Origin of the sequence: Hymenobacter taeanensis (assembly GCF_013137895.1) — a bacterium.
Taxonomy (GTDB): Bacteria; Bacteroidota; Bacteroidia; order Cytophagales; family Hymenobacteraceae; genus Hymenobacter; species Hymenobacter taeanensis.
This window is the reverse complement of sequence record NZ_CP053538.1, coordinates 174,816-192,280: the sequence shown is the minus strand read 5'-3', so window position 1 is coordinate 192,280 and position 17,465 is coordinate 174,816. Positions and strand designations below refer to the sequence as shown.

11 protein-coding genes are annotated in these 17,465 nt (G+C 61.3%); 6 read left to right on the top strand and 5 right to left on the bottom strand.

What is annotated here, in order from left to right:
* Positions 1–123: 123 nt before the first annotated feature.
* Together HMJ29_RS00830 and HMJ29_RS00825 are read right to left on the bottom strand one after the other, a co-directional pair.
* Positions 124–2,166, bottom strand: a complete 2,043-nt coding sequence (locus tag HMJ29_RS00830) for a tetratricopeptide repeat-containing sensor histidine kinase (RefSeq protein WP_171589708.1) — start codon at positions 2,164–2,166, stop codon at positions 124–126.
* A 110-nt stretch (positions 2,167–2,276) separates the two neighbouring features.
* Positions 2,277–3,626, bottom strand: coding sequence for a YfcC family protein (locus HMJ29_RS00825; protein WP_171589707.1), 1,350 nt, complete (start codon positions 3,624–3,626; stop codon positions 2,277–2,279).
* Between the two features lie 101 nt (positions 3,627–3,727).
* Between HMJ29_RS00825 and HMJ29_RS00820 the strand changes: the two genes are divergently transcribed.
* The 3 genes from HMJ29_RS00820 (at position 3,728) to HMJ29_RS00810 (ending at position 7,056) form a co-directional block, all read left to right on the top strand.
* Positions 3,728–3,973: a hypothetical protein gene (locus tag HMJ29_RS00820; protein ID WP_171589706.1), complete on the top strand. Its 246-nt coding sequence runs from the start codon at positions 3,728–3,730 to the stop codon at positions 3,971–3,973.
* Positions 3,974–4,182: 209 nt separating this feature from the next.
* On the top strand, positions 4,183–5,322 hold the full coding sequence (locus tag HMJ29_RS00815; protein WP_171589705.1) for a hypothetical protein: 1,140 nt from the start codon (positions 4,183–4,185) through the stop codon (positions 5,320–5,322).
* Between the two features lie 150 nt (positions 5,323–5,472).
* On the top strand, positions 5,473–7,056 hold the full coding sequence (locus tag HMJ29_RS00810) for a glycosyltransferase family 39 protein (protein WP_171589704.1): 1,584 nt from the start codon (positions 5,473–5,475) through the stop codon (positions 7,054–7,056).
* Here HMJ29_RS00810 and HMJ29_RS00805 read toward each other — a convergent pair.
* The gene (locus HMJ29_RS00805; protein WP_171589703.1) at positions 7,016–9,238 is read right to left on the bottom strand and encodes an efflux RND transporter permease subunit; all 2,223 of its coding nucleotides are present in this window, start codon (positions 9,236–9,238) and stop codon (positions 7,016–7,018) included. The genes HMJ29_RS00810 and HMJ29_RS00805 overlap by 41 nt on opposite strands.
* A gap of 594 nt (positions 9,239–9,832) precedes the next feature.
* On the opposite strand from HMJ29_RS00805, the gene HMJ29_RS00800 reads away from it, so the two are divergent.
* The 3 genes from HMJ29_RS00800 (at position 9,833) to HMJ29_RS00790 (ending at position 14,813) form a co-directional block, all read left to right on the top strand.
* Positions 9,833–10,738, top strand: a complete 906-nt coding sequence (locus tag HMJ29_RS00800) for a UbiA prenyltransferase family protein (protein ID WP_171589702.1) — start codon at positions 9,833–9,835, stop codon at positions 10,736–10,738.
* A gap of 121 nt (positions 10,739–10,859) precedes the next feature.
* The gene (locus tag HMJ29_RS00795) at positions 10,860–13,493 is read left to right on the top strand and encodes a PEP/pyruvate-binding domain-containing protein (RefSeq protein ID WP_171589701.1); all 2,634 of its coding nucleotides are present in this window, start codon (positions 10,860–10,862) and stop codon (positions 13,491–13,493) included.
* A 258-nt stretch (positions 13,494–13,751) separates the two neighbouring features.
* Positions 13,752–14,813, top strand: coding sequence for a hypothetical protein (locus HMJ29_RS00790; protein ID WP_171589700.1), 1,062 nt, complete (start codon positions 13,752–13,754; stop codon positions 14,811–14,813).
* Between the two features lie 242 nt (positions 14,814–15,055).
* On the opposite strand, the gene HMJ29_RS00785 is transcribed toward HMJ29_RS00790, so the two are convergent.
* Positions 15,056–16,258, bottom strand: coding sequence for a phosphotransferase family protein (locus tag HMJ29_RS00785; protein WP_171589699.1), 1,203 nt, complete (start codon positions 16,256–16,258; stop codon positions 15,056–15,058).
* Between the two features lie 41 nt (positions 16,259–16,299).
* Positions 16,300–17,436, bottom strand: a complete 1,137-nt coding sequence (locus HMJ29_RS00780) for a DUF3419 family protein (RefSeq protein ID WP_171589698.1) — start codon at positions 17,434–17,436, stop codon at positions 16,300–16,302.
* Positions 17,437–17,465 lie beyond the last annotated feature (29 nt).

Genomic DNA, 17,465 nt, shown 5'->3' with positions numbered 1-17,465 from the left:
CAAAGCTGCCCTGTTGCTGGCTCTTCGCATAAAATAACACAGCAGTCAGGCCCGTGTAGGCTGTAGGCCACCCGATAGTGGGCATACTTAAGGCGCACAGGCCTGGAAACCAAGCGTGCGGCCTTACGCGTTATAGTAACGCCTGGCTACGTTCCAGCCGCCTGCTAACGGAACCACCACATATACCCGAAAGCCTTCGGCCGTACTGCCGCTGTAAGAGAGGCCCCCGAGCGCCTCTGCCCGCGCCGCAATGGTACGTAGCCCATGATCTGTCCGGCGGCCGTTTTGCGGCGCCTGCCCGCCGCTGTTATCCCGTACCTCCAGGGCCAGCTGCGGGGGAGTACCCGGTACTATTTGTACACTTACTGTTACAGCCGTGGCCTCCGCCGCGTGGTGTAGCACGTTACGTAAGCTCTCCTTGTAGATCAAGTACAGGTTGCGGCGCAGCAGGGAGGCAAGGGGCTGAGTGAGCTGCGAAGCAGGAAAGGCAAACGAAACGGCTAGGCCAGCCGGGGCCAGCACCTCCTGTGCGTAATCACGGAGGCGGTCGAGCAGGTCAGCTAGCTGATCCTTCTTCGTATCGAGGCTCCACACAACATCATTGAGCTGACGAATAGCAGAGCGGCTGGATTCGGATATCTGGTCTAGTTGTCGGCGCTGAGCTTCTCCATCGGCCAGGCCTTCCTGCAAGAGGCTACTCTGCTCGGAAATCTGGTGAAGCAGCGTCCCGACATCATTGTGCAGGTCGGCGGCCAGGCGGGCACGGAGCTCTTTCTCGCGGGTGGCCTGCTGGCGGCGGTACTGCCATATCCCTAGGCCGCTTACTAGGGTTATTAGCAGCGTGATGCCACCCCAGATTATAGTTTGATGCTGCTGGCGTAAGTGGGCCAGTTGCTGCTGCTGCGCCAGCTCGCGGCGCTGGCTCTGCTCACGCTCCTGGCCCGCCCGAAACTGCAGGGCCGCCGCCAGGCGCCGCGTAGCATTGCCTGTGAGGCTATCAGTATAGGCGCTGGCCAGCTGCTGGTAGCGGTAGGCTTCGGCAAATTGTTTTTGCTGGGCGGTAGCTTGGGCCAGTACTTGCGCGGCGGCGCTGCTAATCTCCCGCAGCTTTCGGGTTTGGCTGGTGCGCAGGCTCAGGGTGCCATGGTAGGCAGCGCTATCTGGTTTGCCCAGGCGCAGCCAGGCGCGCGCCAGTATAAGGTGCAGGCGGCTGGTTTCGCTGGCGGTGGTAGCCTGGGGCAGCAGCGCACGGCCGCCCGCCAGGGCCTGCTGAGCGTGGCCCTGGCGCTCAGCCATAGCCAGCAGATGAATACGGGTGGGCAGCAGCCCCTGAGCATTATACACGGGTTGGTAGCTGACAAGGGCCTGCTCATAATACCGTTGGGCCTGGGCCCAGCGCTGCTGCTGCTGGCTGAGCTCCGCGAGGGCAGAGTACGCGTGCCCGCTGCCAATGGGGTCGTGGAGCTGCTGGGCCAGCTGGCCGGCCTGGCTTAGGTAGTGGCGTGCCTGGTCGTACTCGCCCAGGGCGGTGCTGGTGAGGCCTAGCTGCGTTAGGGTAAACAGTTCGCCCCGCTGGTTGTGCCGGGAGCGGGCCAGGCGCAGACCACTTAGGCTGCGGGCCATAGCTTGCCCGTACAATCCCTGCTCAAAATAAATACGAGCCATCCCATATTCAGCCCGCACCCGGTTGTAGTCGTCGTGGAGCTGGGTGTAGTCGTGGTAAGCCTTTTGGGTAAAAAATAACGCAGAGTCGTACTGGCTTTTGTCGCGGTAGCAGTAGCCCAGGCCAAACCGGGCGTTGCCCCGGCCCAGGGGGTAGTGGAGCCGGGTGGCCAGCGCCAGCGCCTCCCGGAACAGTTGGGCCGAGCGCCCGGGAGCATTGGTGCGCAAGGCCAGGGCCAGGGCATTGAGCCGGTTTACGCGCACAGTATCTGGCTGAGTGTGGCCTGACAGCCGCCGCTGCAGGTTGTTGAGCGTGGGTTGAAGCTGACGACTTGTGTTATCGGTTGTTTCCTGGCCCGGGCCCGGCCTCGCCGGAGCCGGCTGCGCCACTGCGCCCGAAGCCGGAGGGGCTGCACCTGTTGCTCCGGCTTCGGGCGCAACGCTCAGGAGCAGCCAGGCCCAGAAGCAGAGTGCTGTGGTACAACAGGGAAGGAGCCGGGTCATTTTACGCGTTAAGCAGTCAAAAGCAAGCAGAGCCGTACAAGATACGGCGTTCTGCGTTGTGTGCTTTCAGCAACAAGTAGGCCGGCAAATATTTTCTGGTTAAAGGCTCTTTAGATACCCAGAGCAATACCCAGTACCACGGCCAGGGCTCCTAGGGCCAGCAGAAGCAAGTAGAGAGGTAGGGCAAACTTCCACCACGCATCAAACCGAACTCCGCAGGCAGCCACAATAGCCATGAGGGCCCCGTTGGTAGGCGTGAGCAGCTCGCACAGGCCGGCACCGTATTGGTAGGCCAGTACCGTAACCTGGCGCGAAAGGCCAATCAGGTCGGAGAGGGGCACGAGCAGGGGCATGGTAAGTACAGCCTGCCCACTTACGCTGGGCACGGGCAGGTGCAAAGCGGTGTGTACGCCCATCATACCCAGCGCCGAGAGCCAGGCCGGCAAGCCCGCCAGTGGAGCCGAAAGACCATTGACAATGGTATCTACAATCTGGCCCTGCTCCAGCACCACAAAAATGGCGCGGGCAAACCCGATGAGCAGGGCCGAGAAGGCAATGTCGCGGAAGCCATCAATAAACCCTTCGGCGGTGCCCGTAAAGCCCAGGCCGCCCAGCAGGCCAGCTACAATACCCAACCCAAAAAACAAGGCCGCCATTTGTTCAAACTCCCAGCCCAGCTGGAGCACGCCATAGGCAAAAAAGGCAAACGTAATAAACAGCAACAGGAGCACCAGCCCGTGGTTGCGGCCTGGGTGGCCCGCCGCGGCGGGGTCGGCTTCATCAGCGGTATCGGGCTGCACGCGGTGGCGGATGGCGTAGCGCATGGTGCCACCAATCCAGATGAGCAGGGCCAGGGCCAAAAACACCAGCCGAAACCCGCCGCCCGAGAGCAACGGCAGCTGCGCTAGCTTCTGGGCAATGCCCACCTGAAACGGATTCAGGGGGCTAAACGCCGCACCCACCGCCGCCGAGCCCAGGCTAACGGCCGCCGCTGTGAGCGTAGGGTAGCCAATGCGGCGCATCAGAATCAGGAGCACCGGCACCAGGGGCACAATTTCCTCCTGCATGTTTTCAAGAGCGCCCATGGTGGCAAACAGCACCGAGATGATAGGAATCACAATGGCTTCGCGGCCCCGGAACCTGGTCAGCAGCCAGTCTACGCCGCGGCGCAGGGCTCCCGTTTGGTCAACCACCGTAAAGGCCCCGCCCGCCAGAAACACTAGAAAAATAACGGAGGCAGCATCCTGCAGGCCCTTCGGGATGTCTACAATGGCCTGCAGGGGGCTGACGGGAGACGCGGGCACCCGGTGGTAAGAGCCTGCCACCACTATGTCGCGGCCGGTGGCAGCATCGGTGTGGCGCTCAAATACTCCCGCAGGCAGTACATAGCTCAGCAAACAGGCCAACACAATAAACCCCACCAAGAGCACCAGCGGGTGCGGAAACCGGATCATCTTCATCCTGCGAAGGTAGAAATGGAAATGAGGAACCCCTGAATTGCTGCGCGGCCTCAACCAGAGCTTCGGAACCCAGGGGCGGTATCTTTGGGTTCTGTAGCCTCATGAAACTCGACGCCTTTAAAGCCCTTCATTTATACCGGCAGGCCGAATACCTGCGCCACCATGGCCACCTGCTGGCTGAACGGCGGCAGGATAGCTTCCGGCTGTGCCTGTTTGCGCTGGGCGACTTTTACGCCGAAGAATGGCGCGTGTGGGACGAGGAGCGGGTGCTGTTCATTCACCTGTTTCAGCATCCGGCCGGGCTGCGCGACTACCTCGACAACATTCGGCTGCCGGAGGAGCTGTAAGGTTGTGGCTTTTTAGTGGCCTAGGCCTATCATTGCGCCCAGTAACATAGTATGTTTGTATTATTCCGCGGATAGCTACTGCGAATAGTCTACTTTCATCAGTTACTGCCGTTATACGAATGCGCCTACCTCTACCTGCTATTGGAGCCTTATGTGTAGGCTTTCTTCTATGCCTTATCCAGCCCACACGGGCCCAAACTCCTGATTCTTTGCTGCACCTGCAGCGGCAGGTAGATGCCCAGCTCCGCAAGCAGCCCACCAGCGACCTGGTGCGGACCGTGCAAGTGCGTGAACTGCTGCTAGGCCACCTGCAGCACGGCCGGGTACAACCCATTCCGGGGCTGCTCACGTACCTGCGCGAAAACACCGCCGATACGGCTATTCACTTTCGGCCCTACGAGGAGTGGGCGCTGCTGGCCGTAAGCGAAGAGTTTTACCCCCTGATCAAGCAAATCAGTAGGTTTGAGGCCGGGTCGCAGCCAGCCGAGGCCGCGCGCCAATACGGGCTACTGCCGCAGGATGGCCTGTTTGAGGCAGCCACGCACCGGGTAGCGGCCCGCGAGGATACGTTGCGGCGGGCAATTCAGCAGGCTCACTTCCTGCCCGAAGACTCTACTTTTTTGCAGCTGTTCGTGTCGTTGCTGAAAATGCGGGAGCAGCCAACTACCCCTGCCGGCAGCACCCCCGAGGTGAAGGCGTTTCTGGGCCAGTACCCCGACACGGAATACGCCTCGTTTCTGCGGTTGTTTGTGCAGCCTGAAGCGCGGCCCAGTCGGTTCTCGTATGGCCTCGATTTTCACTCGGGCACCAGCATTCTCACCGGCAACTTGCCCACGTATTTCCGCACGGGTGCCAACCTGGGGCACGGCTTTGAGCTTGGTTGGGACCGGTACCAACTGTATCTGCGCAACTACATCGGGCTGGGCTCCGTGCGCGAAGATTTTGCCTACCGGGGCGACTGGCGGCAGGGGCTTAAGGTAAATTATTTCGTGCCCGAAGCCTCCGTAGGCTACATGGTGTACAAAAGCAGCCGCCTGCGCCTGACGCCCTTCGCGGGCTTTTCGGCCTTCTTTATTGCGCCCGCTAATAGCCAGAAAGATAACCCCGATAACGCGCTGGATATGAGCTTCCGCCACCCGCTCACGGCCGGCGTCAACCTTGATATCAAGCTCTGGCAAACGGAGAGCTACGGCCCTACTATGCACGAAACCGGCTCCTGGATGCTGAAGCTCCGCGCCGGCGTTCGGCAGGGGCAGGCCCGGCACCATGCTATATTCAACGGTAGCATTATTTACCTTGACCTCGGAATTGGTGGTTTCGGGCGCATGATGAAGCGCGTGGCACAGTAGGCCTAGGCCACACTTGGCCCGCAAACGGAGTGGCAGTTGAAACGCAACGTTTAGCGGAGGTAACCAGGCCACTTTTCCTTTTGCTTAACCCAGCGCGCAACTGTGCCCGCTGGCTTGCTCTCTTGGTTACCTCTGCTTAATTCTCGCTTCATGAGACCGTCGCGTTTGCTGCCGCTGGTGCTGGCCCTACTGAAATTCCTGTCTGGCTACTTAGTGGCCAGCTCCGCCTACGAGCTGCACCGCGACGAATACCTCTACCTGAACTACGGGCAGCACCTGGCGTGGGGCTACATTGAGGTGCCGCCCCTCACGGCCCTGCAAAGCTGGCTGACGCTGGCCATGGGCGGCGGGTACTTCTGGGTGAAGTTCTGGCCGTTGCTCTGGGGTAGCCTTACGGTGTACGTGGTGGCGCGGGCCACGCAACGGTTAGGGGGCGGCACCTGGGCCGTGGTGCTGGCGGGGTTGTGCTACCTGATAGGTGGTTTTGCCCGGCTCAACTTTCTGTTCCAGCCTAACTCCTTTGAGGTTTTTGCCTTCACGCTGGTCTGCTACGGGTTGATTCGGTACCAGCAGCGGCCAGTACCGCAGCTGCTCTATGGGGTGGGGCTGGTGCTAGGCCTGGCCTTGCTAAATAAATACTCCACGCTGTTCTTTCTGGCCGCCCTGATGGGCAGCCTGCTCCTGACCCCGGCCCGCCGGGTGCTGGGTACTCGGGCGTTTTGGGTAGGAGCGGGGCTGGCCTTGTTGCTGTGGCTCCCGAATGTGGTGTGGCAGCTGCGCCACGGTATTCCGTTTCTGCACCACATGCAAGAGCTCCACGACACCCAACTAGTGAACGTGAGCCCGGCTAATTTCTGGAAAGACCAGCTGCTGATGTGCGTACCGGCCCTGTGGGTGTGGGTGCCGGGGCTATTGGCGCTGCTGTTTTACGCGCCGTTTCGGCCTTACCGCGCCGTAGGCCTCATTTATTGCCTCGGGCTACTGATTCTGACGGTGCTGCACGGCAAGAGTTATTATGCCCTGGGGTACTATCCTATTTTGTTTGCTGCCGGCGCCGTGTGGTGGGAGCAGCGGCTGGTGCACTGGCCTAGCGCTGGTCGGTGGCTGCGGCCCGCGCTGCTGGCGCTGCCGTTCCTCATCATGATACCTCTGTATCCCTTCCTGACCACGTTGTATGCCCCGGCGCGCTTAGAGCAGTTAGGCAAAAAGTACCGCGGTACCGGGGTGCTGCGCTGGGAGGATGGCCAAGACCATGCTATTCCGCAAGACTTCGCCGACATGCTGGGCTGGCAGGAGCTGGCCGACAAAACCTGGCAGGCCTACCAGGCGCTGCCCGACTCTACCCGCGCCCGCACCCTCATCAAATGCGACAACTACGGCCAGGCCGGCGCCATCAACTACTACAACCGCAACCGGCCCATGCCCGCGGCGGCGAGCTTCAACGGCAGCTACTTGTACTGGCTGCCCTCGCGCCCAGCTCAGCCGTACCGGCACCTGTTGCTGGTAGGCGAAGGCAACCCCGCCGAGCTGACGCCTTATTTCCAGGAATTCCGGAAAGTAGGCGAAGTTACCAACCCCTATGCTATCGAACGGGGCACCACCATCTACCTCGGCACTAGCCCCGATAGCACCCTGCTAGCCCGGGCCTACCGGGAGCACCAAGAGGAAGTAGCCAAGTGGGAGGGCAACGGCATTAGTCTCGGTCGAACCGCTCCAGCAGCAGCGGGAAGATGATCACCTCCCCATAAAGCGCGGCGGCAATGGAAAGCGACGTCAGCAGCCCAAACAGAAAAACCGTTTGCAGCGAGGCCAGCATCATCACGGCGTAGCCACCAAACAGCACGGCACTGGTCAGCACGATGGTAGGCCCCACGTGGGCTACTGTAATGTGGCGCGCCGCGGCCGGCCCCAGGCCTTGGCGGCGCTGCTCGCGGTACGCATGAATGAAGTGCACTGTATCATCAGTGCAGAAGCTGAGCACAATGGCCGCAATGCTGGCCGTGGCGGTATCCAGCGCAATGCCGGCCCAGCCCATTACGCCCAGCAGCACTACCACCGGAAATACGTTGGGAACGAGAGCCAGCAGGGCCAGCCGGAAGTTGCCCACGAACACCCACACCAACCCCAGTACCAGCAGAAAAGAGAGCAGCAGGCTGTTGGTTTGGGAAGTCGTGACGTAGTCGGTGATGCGGGCGTAGAGCGGCTGGTAGCCGGCCGGGCGCACGCGCGCCACCGGCCCCAGGGTGTGACTAGCCATGCGCAGGAGCGTATCGGTGGTGGCGGTGAGCTGCCGCGCCGAGAGCATCCGGCCCGATACCGTGATGCGGCCCGTGCCCGTGGGTTGGTGTGCAAACTGGGCCAACAACTCGGGGTAGTCCTGGCGCAGGCGCGCTTCTATATCGTGCACTGCCCCCGACTGGCCTAGCAGCTGCCCCCCACGCGGACCAAAGCGGGTTTCGAGGCCGGCTTGATAGAGAGAGTGGAAGCCGAAAACCTGGCCCGCGCTGTGCAGCGTCCGGGCTGAGTCGGCGAAGGCCGCCGCCGCTTTTAGCACCGCCGGGCTGGCCAGAGAGTAACCGGGGCGCGACTCTACTAGCAGCTCTAGCGGCAGGTAGGGCCCCCAGGCTGCTTCCAGAGCTTGATGGTCGCGCACAACGATATTGTTGGCGGGCAGGTAGCCCAGTGTGTAGGTGTCGGCGCGCAGGCGGGTGGCGCCCCATAGGCCTAGGCCTATCAGCACCACGGAAACCACCGTGGCCAGCCCCCGATGCCGGAGCACCAGCGCATAAAACGCCACCAGGCGGGTGCTGGTGGTGTGGGTAGTGCGCGGATTAGGCGCGGCGTGCGGCAGAATGAGTACGCCCAACCCAAAGGTAAAGACCAGGCACAACCCAATACCCAGCGCCGCAAAAACGCCAAATACGCGCAGAATAGCCATGGGGCTGCTGAGTAAGGCCAGGAAGCCGGCCACGGTGGTGAGCATGGTGGCCAGGCAGGGGCGAGCCAGGTTGCGCAGGGCCTGCAGCGTATCGGTGGGGCCGGTGCTGCCGGGGCGGGCCAGGTGGTTGCGCTCATTTACCACGTGCAGGGCATCCATCAGCCCCAGCAGAATAATAATGACCGGCAGTAGCACCGTCATCAGGTTAAGGCGATACCCCAGCAGGCCGTACACGCCCAGCGTCACGTACGTGGCCAGGCTCACGATGCCGAGCGTGTACAGCAGCAGCCACAGGTTGCGGTAGAGCAGCCAGAAAATCAGAAACATCAGGGCGTAGCCAAGGCCCAGGAACAACCCGAAATCTTGCTGTGAAAGCGCATTGAGGCCCGCATACACCACACCCACGCCGCCCAGCCAGAAGCTACCACCGGGCACCTGCGCGGCCGTTATAGCCCGGAGCTGGCCTAAAATCTCGCCGCGCCGGTCGTCGAAATTGAGGCTGGACCGCAACACCACCAGCAGGCGAGCGGTGCGGTAGTCGGGGCTGAACAACTGCTGGCGCAGCGTGGGCCGCCGGTCGAGGTAGCGGCGCACGGCCGCCGGAGTAGCCGCCGAGTCGAGGAGGGGGTGGGCGGCGTGCAGGCCATCGGGGGCGGGCACGGGTGTGGTGCCGGCACTCAGCACGGCGGCCACATCGGAGTGATTCTCCAAGGCCAGGCTTAGCTGCCGGAGCCGCTGAAAATTGCGCGGGGTGAGCAGGGTAGCGGAATCGTGCACGCCAATGATGACCACCTCATCATTGCCAAAGCGCTCCTGAAATTCATGGTAGGCCACCAGGGCTGGGTCGCCCTCCAGAAACCAGGCGGAGAGGCTGTTGTCTACCTGCACCCCGGCCCGCACACCCGGCCAGAGCGCCACGCAGGTCATCACTAAAAAAGTCAGAAACAGGAAGCGCCACTTGTAGAGCGTAGAAATCATAGGAGGGTCAGTAACTCGACGGATCAGCAGGCGTCAATACTGCCCCGAAGAAACTCGCTTTCCTGGCCTTCAAAGCAAAATAAGTGCGGAGCTCAGGACTTTTCGCGGTGAAGGAATTGTCAATAAAAGCAGAGGCATTCAGTGTGTAATATTCTGTACTTCAAGGCATTGAAATTAATTTCTAGCTGTGTATTTCAGACTTATGAAGTTCAGCTGCCTTTTTGGATGCTAGTATCAGAGCCGCTCGACATTGCCTATTGTTGCAGATGTAAATCTACTGCTGCAAGAGCTGGCTAGTGCTCTGTAAGTCGAAGACCCGAAGCATCATAAGCAACTTTTTAGTCCGTGATCTGGCGGGACCTCACCCCCGGCCCCTCTCCTCTGGGAGAGGGGTGCGTTCTGGCGGCAGTTACCAATTAATAATGAAGAATGAGCAGTGGCAAATTATCTGCGAGTTACTGATCATTGCTCAGTCTTCCTTACCCATTGCCTCGTGCCTGGCACCCCTCTCCCGGAGGAGAGGGGCCGGGGGTGAGGTCTCGCCTAAAGACCCCCACTCAATAAAAACTACCTCTGCAACTCATGTCACACGCCATGCCTTTTTCCGCTTCCCGTGCATTTGCCGCGTATCTGCAAGAGCGGTTTCCCCCTGTGAACATGGCGCTGTTCGCCATTGTGTTCCTGACGGTGCGGGCCGTGGTAGTAGCGGCAGGAGGGATGAGCGCATTTGGGCTGCGTGAGGTGACGGGTATTGCGGCCACCATCTCGTTTTTCTACCGGCTGCGGGTGTTTGATGAGTTGAAAGACTACTCCGCCGACCTGGAGCACCACCCGCATCGGGTATTACAAACGGGGCGGGTTACGCTGGGGCAGCTGGGGGTAGTGGCCGTGCTGGGCAGTGTGGGTGAGCTGCTCTGGTCTGCCTGGATGGGGCCCCAGGCGGTGGCGGGGTGGGGGCTAGCGGCGGGCTATAGCCTACTGATGCGCTACGAGTTTGGCGTAGGCCACTGGTTGCGGCCCCGGCTGCTGCTCTACGCCGGCACCCACCTGCTCGTGATGCCCCTCGTGATTCTGTGGCTGTGGTGGGCGCTGGCCGGGCCCGGGACCTTGCCGGTGGTGTTTGGGCTGCTGGCGGCGTTGAGCTTGCTGGGTGGCCTGGCCTTCGAAGTAGCCCGTAAGATTCGCCCCGTTGAAGTGCCGGGCCTCGACTCTTACTCCCGGGAACTGGGGTATGGTGGCGCTATTGCGGCCGTGCTGGGAGTGCTGCTCGGTGGGGTGCTGGTGCAGGCGCGGCTACTCAGGTTGCTGCACGCCGGCCCATGGCCGCTGGTACTATTGGGGCTGCTGTACCTCATCACGGGGGCGCACTATTTCCGGGCCTGGCGCCAGCCTGAAGTTGCCCGGCTAAAGCGAGCCGAGCTGCTGACGTCGCTGTTTATGCTGGTCAGCTACGGCTCCATCCTGATTGAAATTCACGGTTTCGGCCACCACTTTGAGTAAGGTTGGGGGCCCACCCCGCCGTTACCTCGCCTAGGGCTACTCTCCGTTCAAACCCGCACACGGTTTTACTAATGAGCTGGTATAGCTCTTACCACACCTCTCCATGATACTGCCCGATGATATGTCTGCTGCCCCTCGCCGGGCCTATACGCCCGGTGGCAAGGCAGCGGGCTTGTATCGGCTGCGTGAGTTTGGGTTGGCGGTACCGCGCTTTTTGGTGCTGCCCGCCGAAACCTTTGATGCGGCCCTGCAAGAACTACCCGTCACGCCCGCGGGGTTGGCGGAGCGTGCTGATCGGCTACGGGAGTTTCGGCTGACGGGAGCCGAGGAGGCTGCGCTAGGCCAGGTGTTGGCGGAATGGGGCTTCCCACAGCGGCCGGTGGTGGTGCGCTCATCGGTGGCAGATGAGGATGGCGCTACCGCCGCCTTTGCTGGCCTCATGGATACCTTTCTGAACCTAACCACCCTGCCCGCCGTGCTGGCGGCCATAGGCCAGTGCGCCGCCAGTGCCTACTCGGCGCGGGCGGTGGCCTACCGGCAGCAGAAGGGCTTGCCCCTGGCGGCGCGGCCGGCCGTGATAGTACAAATGCAATTGGCGGCGGAAGTAAGCGGCGTGCTGTTCACCTCGTACCCCGAGTACCCATTGTACCAAGCCATTCATGCCGTACGTGGGTTTGGGGAAGGATTGGTCGGGGGCCACTTCAACCCCCAGGAAACCTACTTGCGCAAAACAACCGGCGCGGTATGTGGGCAACGGCTTACGCCGCAACCGGAGCAATACGTGGCTAGCGCCGCCGAAAACGGCTTGCAGCTGGCTCCCGTGCCCGCCGCAAGCCAGGATAGTGCGTGCTTAACGAAGGCGCAACTGGCAGAGCTGCACGCCATCGGCGAAAGGCTGGAACGCCTGACCGGCCGGCCCCAGGACCTGGAATTTGTGGTGGCGGAAAGCAAGATGTGGGTAGTGCAGATGCGCCCTATCACGCAGGCCATGCCGGAGGTAGTGGTGTACGACAACTCCAACATTCAGGAAAGCTACTGCGGCGTTACTACGCCCCTCACGTTCAGCTTCGCCCAGCGCGCATATGCTACGGTATACCGCCAAACCATGCGCGTGCTAGGCCTGCCGCCCACCCTGGTAGCTGCCCACGAAACGGTGGTAACCCAGCTGCTAGGTCTGGTGCAGGGGCGTATTTACTACCACATCAATCATTGGTATCAGGGCCTGCTGCTGCTGCCGTCGTTTAGCCAGAACAAGGCCGATATGGAGCGTATGATGGGCCTGGAGGAACCCGTGGACCTGGTGCAGAGCCGCGCCCGCAGCCTGCCGGAACGCCTCCGGATGCTGCCGCGCCTGCTGCTCAACCTGGGGCGGTTGCTGCGGGCCTTTCAGCAGCTTCCGAAACGCATTGCCAGGTTTCAGGCTGATTTTCAGACGCACTACGCGCGGTTCTACCAACTACCGCTGGCGTCATTATCCGGCACGGAGTTGCTGACGGAAAAAGCTCGTCTCGATGCTGGGTTGCTGGAGCAGTGGACCACTCCTATTGTAAACGACTTTCGGGTGATGATGGCCAATGGCCGGGCCCTGCGCCAGCTGCGCCGCAGTGGCCTAGGCCACCCCGAAGAATTTTTGCACCACTACCTCTCCGGCGACGAAGACCTGCCCAGCGCCCAGATTCCGCGCCTCATGCAGGCGCTGGCCCAGCAGGTAGCAGCTACCCCCGGCCTGCAGGCCCTACTCATAGAGTTGCCGGCTGATGTGCACGCGCAAGTGGCCCAGCTCGCCCCCAGCTTCCACACTGCCACCCAGAAGTTTATTCAGCAGTACGGCGACCGGGCCGTGGGGGAGTTGAAGCTGGAAACGCTCACCATGCGCCTGGAGCCCCGGATCTTCTACCAATACCTGCGCAATTACCTCGTTGGCTCCGCTGAACCACGTTCCGCGCCGCCAAGTACCACCTCGCTCAGTGCCAGCGCCGAAGCGGAGCTTAACCAGGCCCTTCTAGGTCACTTCTGGTGGCAGCGCCGCCAAACGCGCAAGGCACTCACGCAGCTGCGCGATGCTATACACGCTCGCGAAGCCCTGCGCCTGGAGCGGACGCGGCTATTTGGAATGTATCGGGTGCTTTACTTGGCGGCGGGTGAGCAGCTGGTGCAAACCACTGGCCTGGCAACTGCTCGTGACGTCTTCTACCTGACAGAAGATGAGATAACCAGCGCGCTGCAAGGACAGCCAGCTCCCGGCCTGCGGGAGGCGGTAGAAACCCGGCGCGCTGAATTTGCCGGCTATGCGCAGGCAGAAGTACCGGCCCGCGTAACCGTACCCGCGCCCCCCATATTCGCCGAAGAGCCAGCCCCCGACCCCGAAAGTAGCCCAGGCCAGTGGCGCGGTACGGGCTGCGTACCGGGCATAGTGAAAGGCGAAAGTATAGTCATCCGCAGCCCCGAGGACAACCTGGATGTGGCGGGTAAAATTGTGTGTGCCCTGCGCACCGACCCCGGTTGGGCAGTACTATTCCCAAACTGCCGGGCCGTAGCCATTGAGAAAGGCTCAGCCCTGTCGCACTCCGTTATTCTGCTTCGTGAGTTGGGCATACCTACCATTATCAACGTGCCCGGCCTCACTCGTCATCTGCACTCTGGCCAGCACTTACGCTTCAATGGAGGCAGCGGAGAGCTGCAAGTGCTAGCCTTAGCAGAGGATGAGGTAGTGGAGGCTGATGGAATGAGAGTTGAAAGCGGCGTAGCTCCATGAGTTTGAAACAAGATAAAAGAACTGTTATGCTGAGCGCAGCCGAAGCATCTCGCGTGCTAACGCCGCTATGCTAACTCAATGGTGCCCGCTCCATAGCCGAGGGTTTAAACCTTGGGCCAGTGAACAGATGGCATCACAACGTCAGCACGCGAGATGCTTCGGCTGCGCTCAGCATAACTGACGGTCAACGAAGCAAACCTCCTTTAGCGCTTCCAAAGGCCCCAGACTATAGGTTAACATCTACCATCAAACTTGCTTATGCTCCCTGATACGCTTGCCGTTATTCCATACGCTGGTACGCTGCCAACTGGCTTTTTTGAGGTAGCCCTGCCCAGTGGTGTTCCAAAGCCGGATGAGCTGATGCTGGCGGCCCTGTTTGCGGAGGAAGCAGAACGCTACGACATTCTTTTCATTACCGATTACGCCCAGGTGCGGCTCGTTGGCCTGTTCCCCAAAGAAGGGGGCGAGGCCCGGTTTGGCTTCTGGGAAAGCACCCCTGCTGCCACTGCCGCCGGGCAGGCTTTTGCTGCCCTCGAAGCGGAGGCCCGCCGCCGGGGTTGCCCGGCCCTGACTGGCCCCCTTGACTTCAACACCTTCCAGCGCTACCGGTTGCGGGTGGGCGCAGCACCTTCCTGGGGCCACTTCGACCGGGAGCCCACTAACCCCGTGTACTACCCGGAGCTACTGAAGGGAATGGGGTTCCGGGCGCATCTTACCTTCGAGAGCCGCCTTATCCGGCCCGAAACGGTGCCGACCGTGTATGCCGATAAGCAGCCTCTGCTGGATGCGCTGGCCGCATTACCATTCGATTTTTTACCGCTCAACGCCGATACCTGGCCGCAGCACGAGGCGGAGTTATTTGAGCTGGTGCAAGCTGTATTTGGGGCCAACCCGGCGTACCGGCCAGTGTCGGAGGCGCAGTTCCGGGGCTTGTACAACCGCACGTATGCGGCGGGGTTGTGCCCATACACCTCCGTGTTGCTGCGCGACCATGCCTCCGGACAATTAGCGGCGCTGAGCCTATGCCAGCCCAACTACGCACCCCTGGGCCTGGCAGCCAACCAGCCGCCTACCTTCCAGCGCGACTATCCACGCCTCCAGGCTCCCACCACGCTGCTGGCCAAAACGGTAGGCGTGCACCCCAGCTTCCGCAACCGCGGCCTCATGAACGCCCTCGGTGCCTACGGTATGGTGCACTTCCGGGAGTGGTATCAGCAAGTAATATTCTGCCTGATGCGCACCGACAACTTCTCTCTGCACTTCACCGATGGTCTTCCCGCCGAAACCGCCCATTACGCGCTGTATCGAAAGGAATTGTGAATCTGGAATTGCCCGCTATTCTGAGCTTGCCGAGGATTTTGTCAAACTAAAATGCACCTGTTAGAGTCTGCGTGAATAATGAGTAGAAAAACCGTGATGCTGAGCGCAGCCGAAGCAGCTCTACCTCTAACTAATCAGTGGCCTAGGTCTACACAACGAAGCAGTAGAGCTGCTTCGGCTGCGCTCAGCATGACAGGCTTAATTGTTTAACTGTCTCTACTGGTTTAGCTAATTGGTTGTAGCTACACGGCCGCTACCTGCTCAGGCACCGCTGTGGGTTGGGGCAGGAACTCCTCCAGCGTGTCAAAAAAACTGGCCACCACGCGGGGTAGGAAGGGGTAGGGGCTTACGACATGGGCCATCAGGTACATGCCCAGTCTGTGCAAGCCGAAGTTTAGGGCCGCTACTCCGAAGGTGTGCTGGAAGGCATCGGGGTTAGCATAAGCGCCGGTGAGTTGGTGGAGTTGCTGGCGGTAGTACTCCAGGTAGGTAGCGCGTAGGTGGTAACGGTCGGCGTCAAGCACGAAGCAGAGCAGTTCGGCTACGTCGTAGTGGGGCACGTGGTAGGTAGCCAGCTCCCAGTCGTAGGCGCAAAACTGCAACTGCCCGGCAGCGGTGCGGCGGAAGCAGGTGTTGCGCGGGTTCAGGTCGTTATGGATAAGGGTGTGGGGTTCAATGGCCAGGGTGGCAGCATACTGGGGCAACTGGGCCAGGGCCTGGCAGAGGTGACTTACGCGTGCCGGGGAGTACAGATCAGGGCAATGCGCGGCCGCGCTATCCAGGAGTCCTTGCCACAGGGGTGCCTGCGCTAGTAGGTAGGCGGGGCCCGCGCACTCGCCACCGGGGAGGGCGGGCAGCCGGGGCGGCGCGTGAAGGTGGCCGGCGTGCCAGGTGGCCAGCTGGGTGAGGGCGGTGCGCAGGTGGGCATCGGTCCAGGCCTCGGGCTGCATCACGGAGTTCAGCAGCTCCACGTCTTCCAGGTATTCCATCAGTACCACGTACACGCCGTTTTCTTCATCGGCGTGCAGCCCCCAGATTTTAGGGAGCAGGGGATGGCCGGCGTGCTGCTCATACACGGCTAGCTCCCGGCCGTGGGTGTGGGCAAAGCCCGTGCGTTCTACGTAGTTGGGGTACACTGATGCCAGCGGCTCGCCGGTAGCCTGGGCCAGGCTGGCCAGCATGGCTGCTACTTCTGCGCCCGGAGGTTTCAGCTTCAGCACCATGCGTCGGGTTTCGGCTAGGCCACCCGCTCGCCAGGTTACCTCCACCCCGAAGTGGCCTACCGGCCGCCCCGCATGCCCGGCCGTGAGCACTGCCAGAATACTAGCCGAGTTATCCACTGAAAACGGGCGTACCTGCTCCACCCGCAAATCAGCGGGCGCGCCGGGGCAGGCATGGAGCAAGCTTTCCAAAAAGGCGGGCGAAAAATAGTGAGCAGTATCCATGACTAACGTGGTGGGGGTGAAGTGACAACCAAACTGTAGTGCTACCGCCGGCGGTAGGCCAGGGGCCCTCGGGCTTCTACCGGCACGTGCACCAGCTCCGAATCAAAAACCCGGACGCTGCGGAAGTAGAAGCAGCCATCCATAGCGGTGAGGGCCTCAGACAGGTCTTTGTCGAGGGGTAACGGACCGGGGGGGGCTCCCTGGGGCTGAAGCAGGTTCCAGAATACCAGCCGTAAGGGCCGCTCCGGGTCTTGCAGCAGGGCCTCCGTAACGCGCCGGAATTCGGCGGCGCTGACGTACTCGAAGATGTTGGATAAGCTGGCCTTGGTGATGTGGCGAGCCGCTGATGAAAGTAAAAAGTTGCTGGCCTCGCCCTGCCGGATTTGCAGGGCGGGCAGCCGCTCCCGCAACGCCCCGAAATTCTCGGTTTGGTAGCACGGCGGCAGCAACTGCTCAGGCATGTGAGCCGGCCCAAAAAAGAAGAAGCGCAGAAAGAAGTTGTCGCGGGCCAGTTGGGTGCGGAGCTGCTGCCGTAACCGCGCGTAAAATGCCTCGCCCCCCGACTCAGGCGCGTAGCGAAATAGCTGTGGGTCGCGGCCCTTGCTCAGGTTAGCGGCATCGAAATACCGGATAAACTCCTCCTGAAAGGTGGTGCCGTGCAATTCGCGCTCAAAGAACTGCGCTTGGCTAGCCGTGGTGCCGAAGGTGAATAAGCCGTGCAGGGCCGCTTGCGTAGCCAGGGGCAGGCTCGGCAGGAAGCCCGTCAGGTACGTTTCCAGGCGGCCCGCCGTGAGCAAGCCACCAGGGTGGCTGGCAAAGAAGGGCGCCCAGTATTGCCGTAGCGCGCAGGGCATGGCAGGAGCCACTTGCGCCCAGGTCCGGGCCACTTCCTCAGCCCCCTTGAGGCCCAGCAGCGCCTGAAATACGTCCACCGAATGATACTTGATGAGGTAGCATTTGAAAGAGAGCAGGTGGTTCTGCACCGGGTTCAGATCGAGGGCCGTAACGCGCCGGGGGCCGGCCAGCAGCGCATTAAGCGCATTGCAGCCCGCCGAGGTGATAACCAACACTTCATCAGCAGGAGTTAGCTCAAGGGCCTGATACAATGTGCGGCTATCTTCCCACACCAGGGAGTACCGAACACGGTCGAGGGCAACGTTATAGAACTCGGAGTTCATGGTAGTAAGAAATAGCGAGAGAGTGAAAG

What these genes read in the sequence shown, in the direction of transcription:
- HMJ29_RS00785 (WP_171589699.1), bottom strand. Translation starts at nt 16,258, where the DNA reads ATGGATACTGCTCACTATTTTTCGCCCGCCTTTTTGGAAAGCTTGCTC.
- HMJ29_RS00805 (WP_171589703.1), bottom strand. Translation starts at nt 9,238, where the DNA reads ATGATTTCTACGCTCTACAAGTGGCGCTTCCTGTTTCTGACTTTTTTA.
- HMJ29_RS00800 (WP_171589702.1), top strand. Translation starts at nt 9,833, where the DNA reads ATGCCTTTTTCCGCTTCCCGTGCATTTGCCGCGTATCTGCAAGAGCGG.
- HMJ29_RS00795 (WP_171589701.1), top strand. Translation starts at nt 10,860, where the DNA reads ATGTCTGCTGCCCCTCGCCGGGCCTATACGCCCGGTGGCAAGGCAGCG.
- HMJ29_RS00820 (WP_171589706.1), top strand. Translation starts at nt 3,728, where the DNA reads ATGAAACTCGACGCCTTTAAAGCCCTTCATTTATACCGGCAGGCCGAA.
- HMJ29_RS00780 (WP_171589698.1), bottom strand. Translation starts at nt 17,436, where the DNA reads ATGAACTCCGAGTTCTATAACGTTGCCCTCGACCGTGTTCGGTACTCC.
- HMJ29_RS00830 (WP_171589708.1), bottom strand. Translation starts at nt 2,166, where the DNA reads ATGACCCGGCTCCTTCCCTGTTGTACCACAGCACTCTGCTTCTGGGCC.
- HMJ29_RS00810 (WP_171589704.1), top strand. Translation starts at nt 5,473, where the DNA reads ATGAGACCGTCGCGTTTGCTGCCGCTGGTGCTGGCCCTACTGAAATTC.
- HMJ29_RS00825 (WP_171589707.1), bottom strand. Translation starts at nt 3,626, where the DNA reads ATGAAGATGATCCGGTTTCCGCACCCGCTGGTGCTCTTGGTGGGGTTT.
- HMJ29_RS00790 (WP_171589700.1), top strand. Translation starts at nt 13,752, where the DNA reads ATGCTCCCTGATACGCTTGCCGTTATTCCATACGCTGGTACGCTGCCA.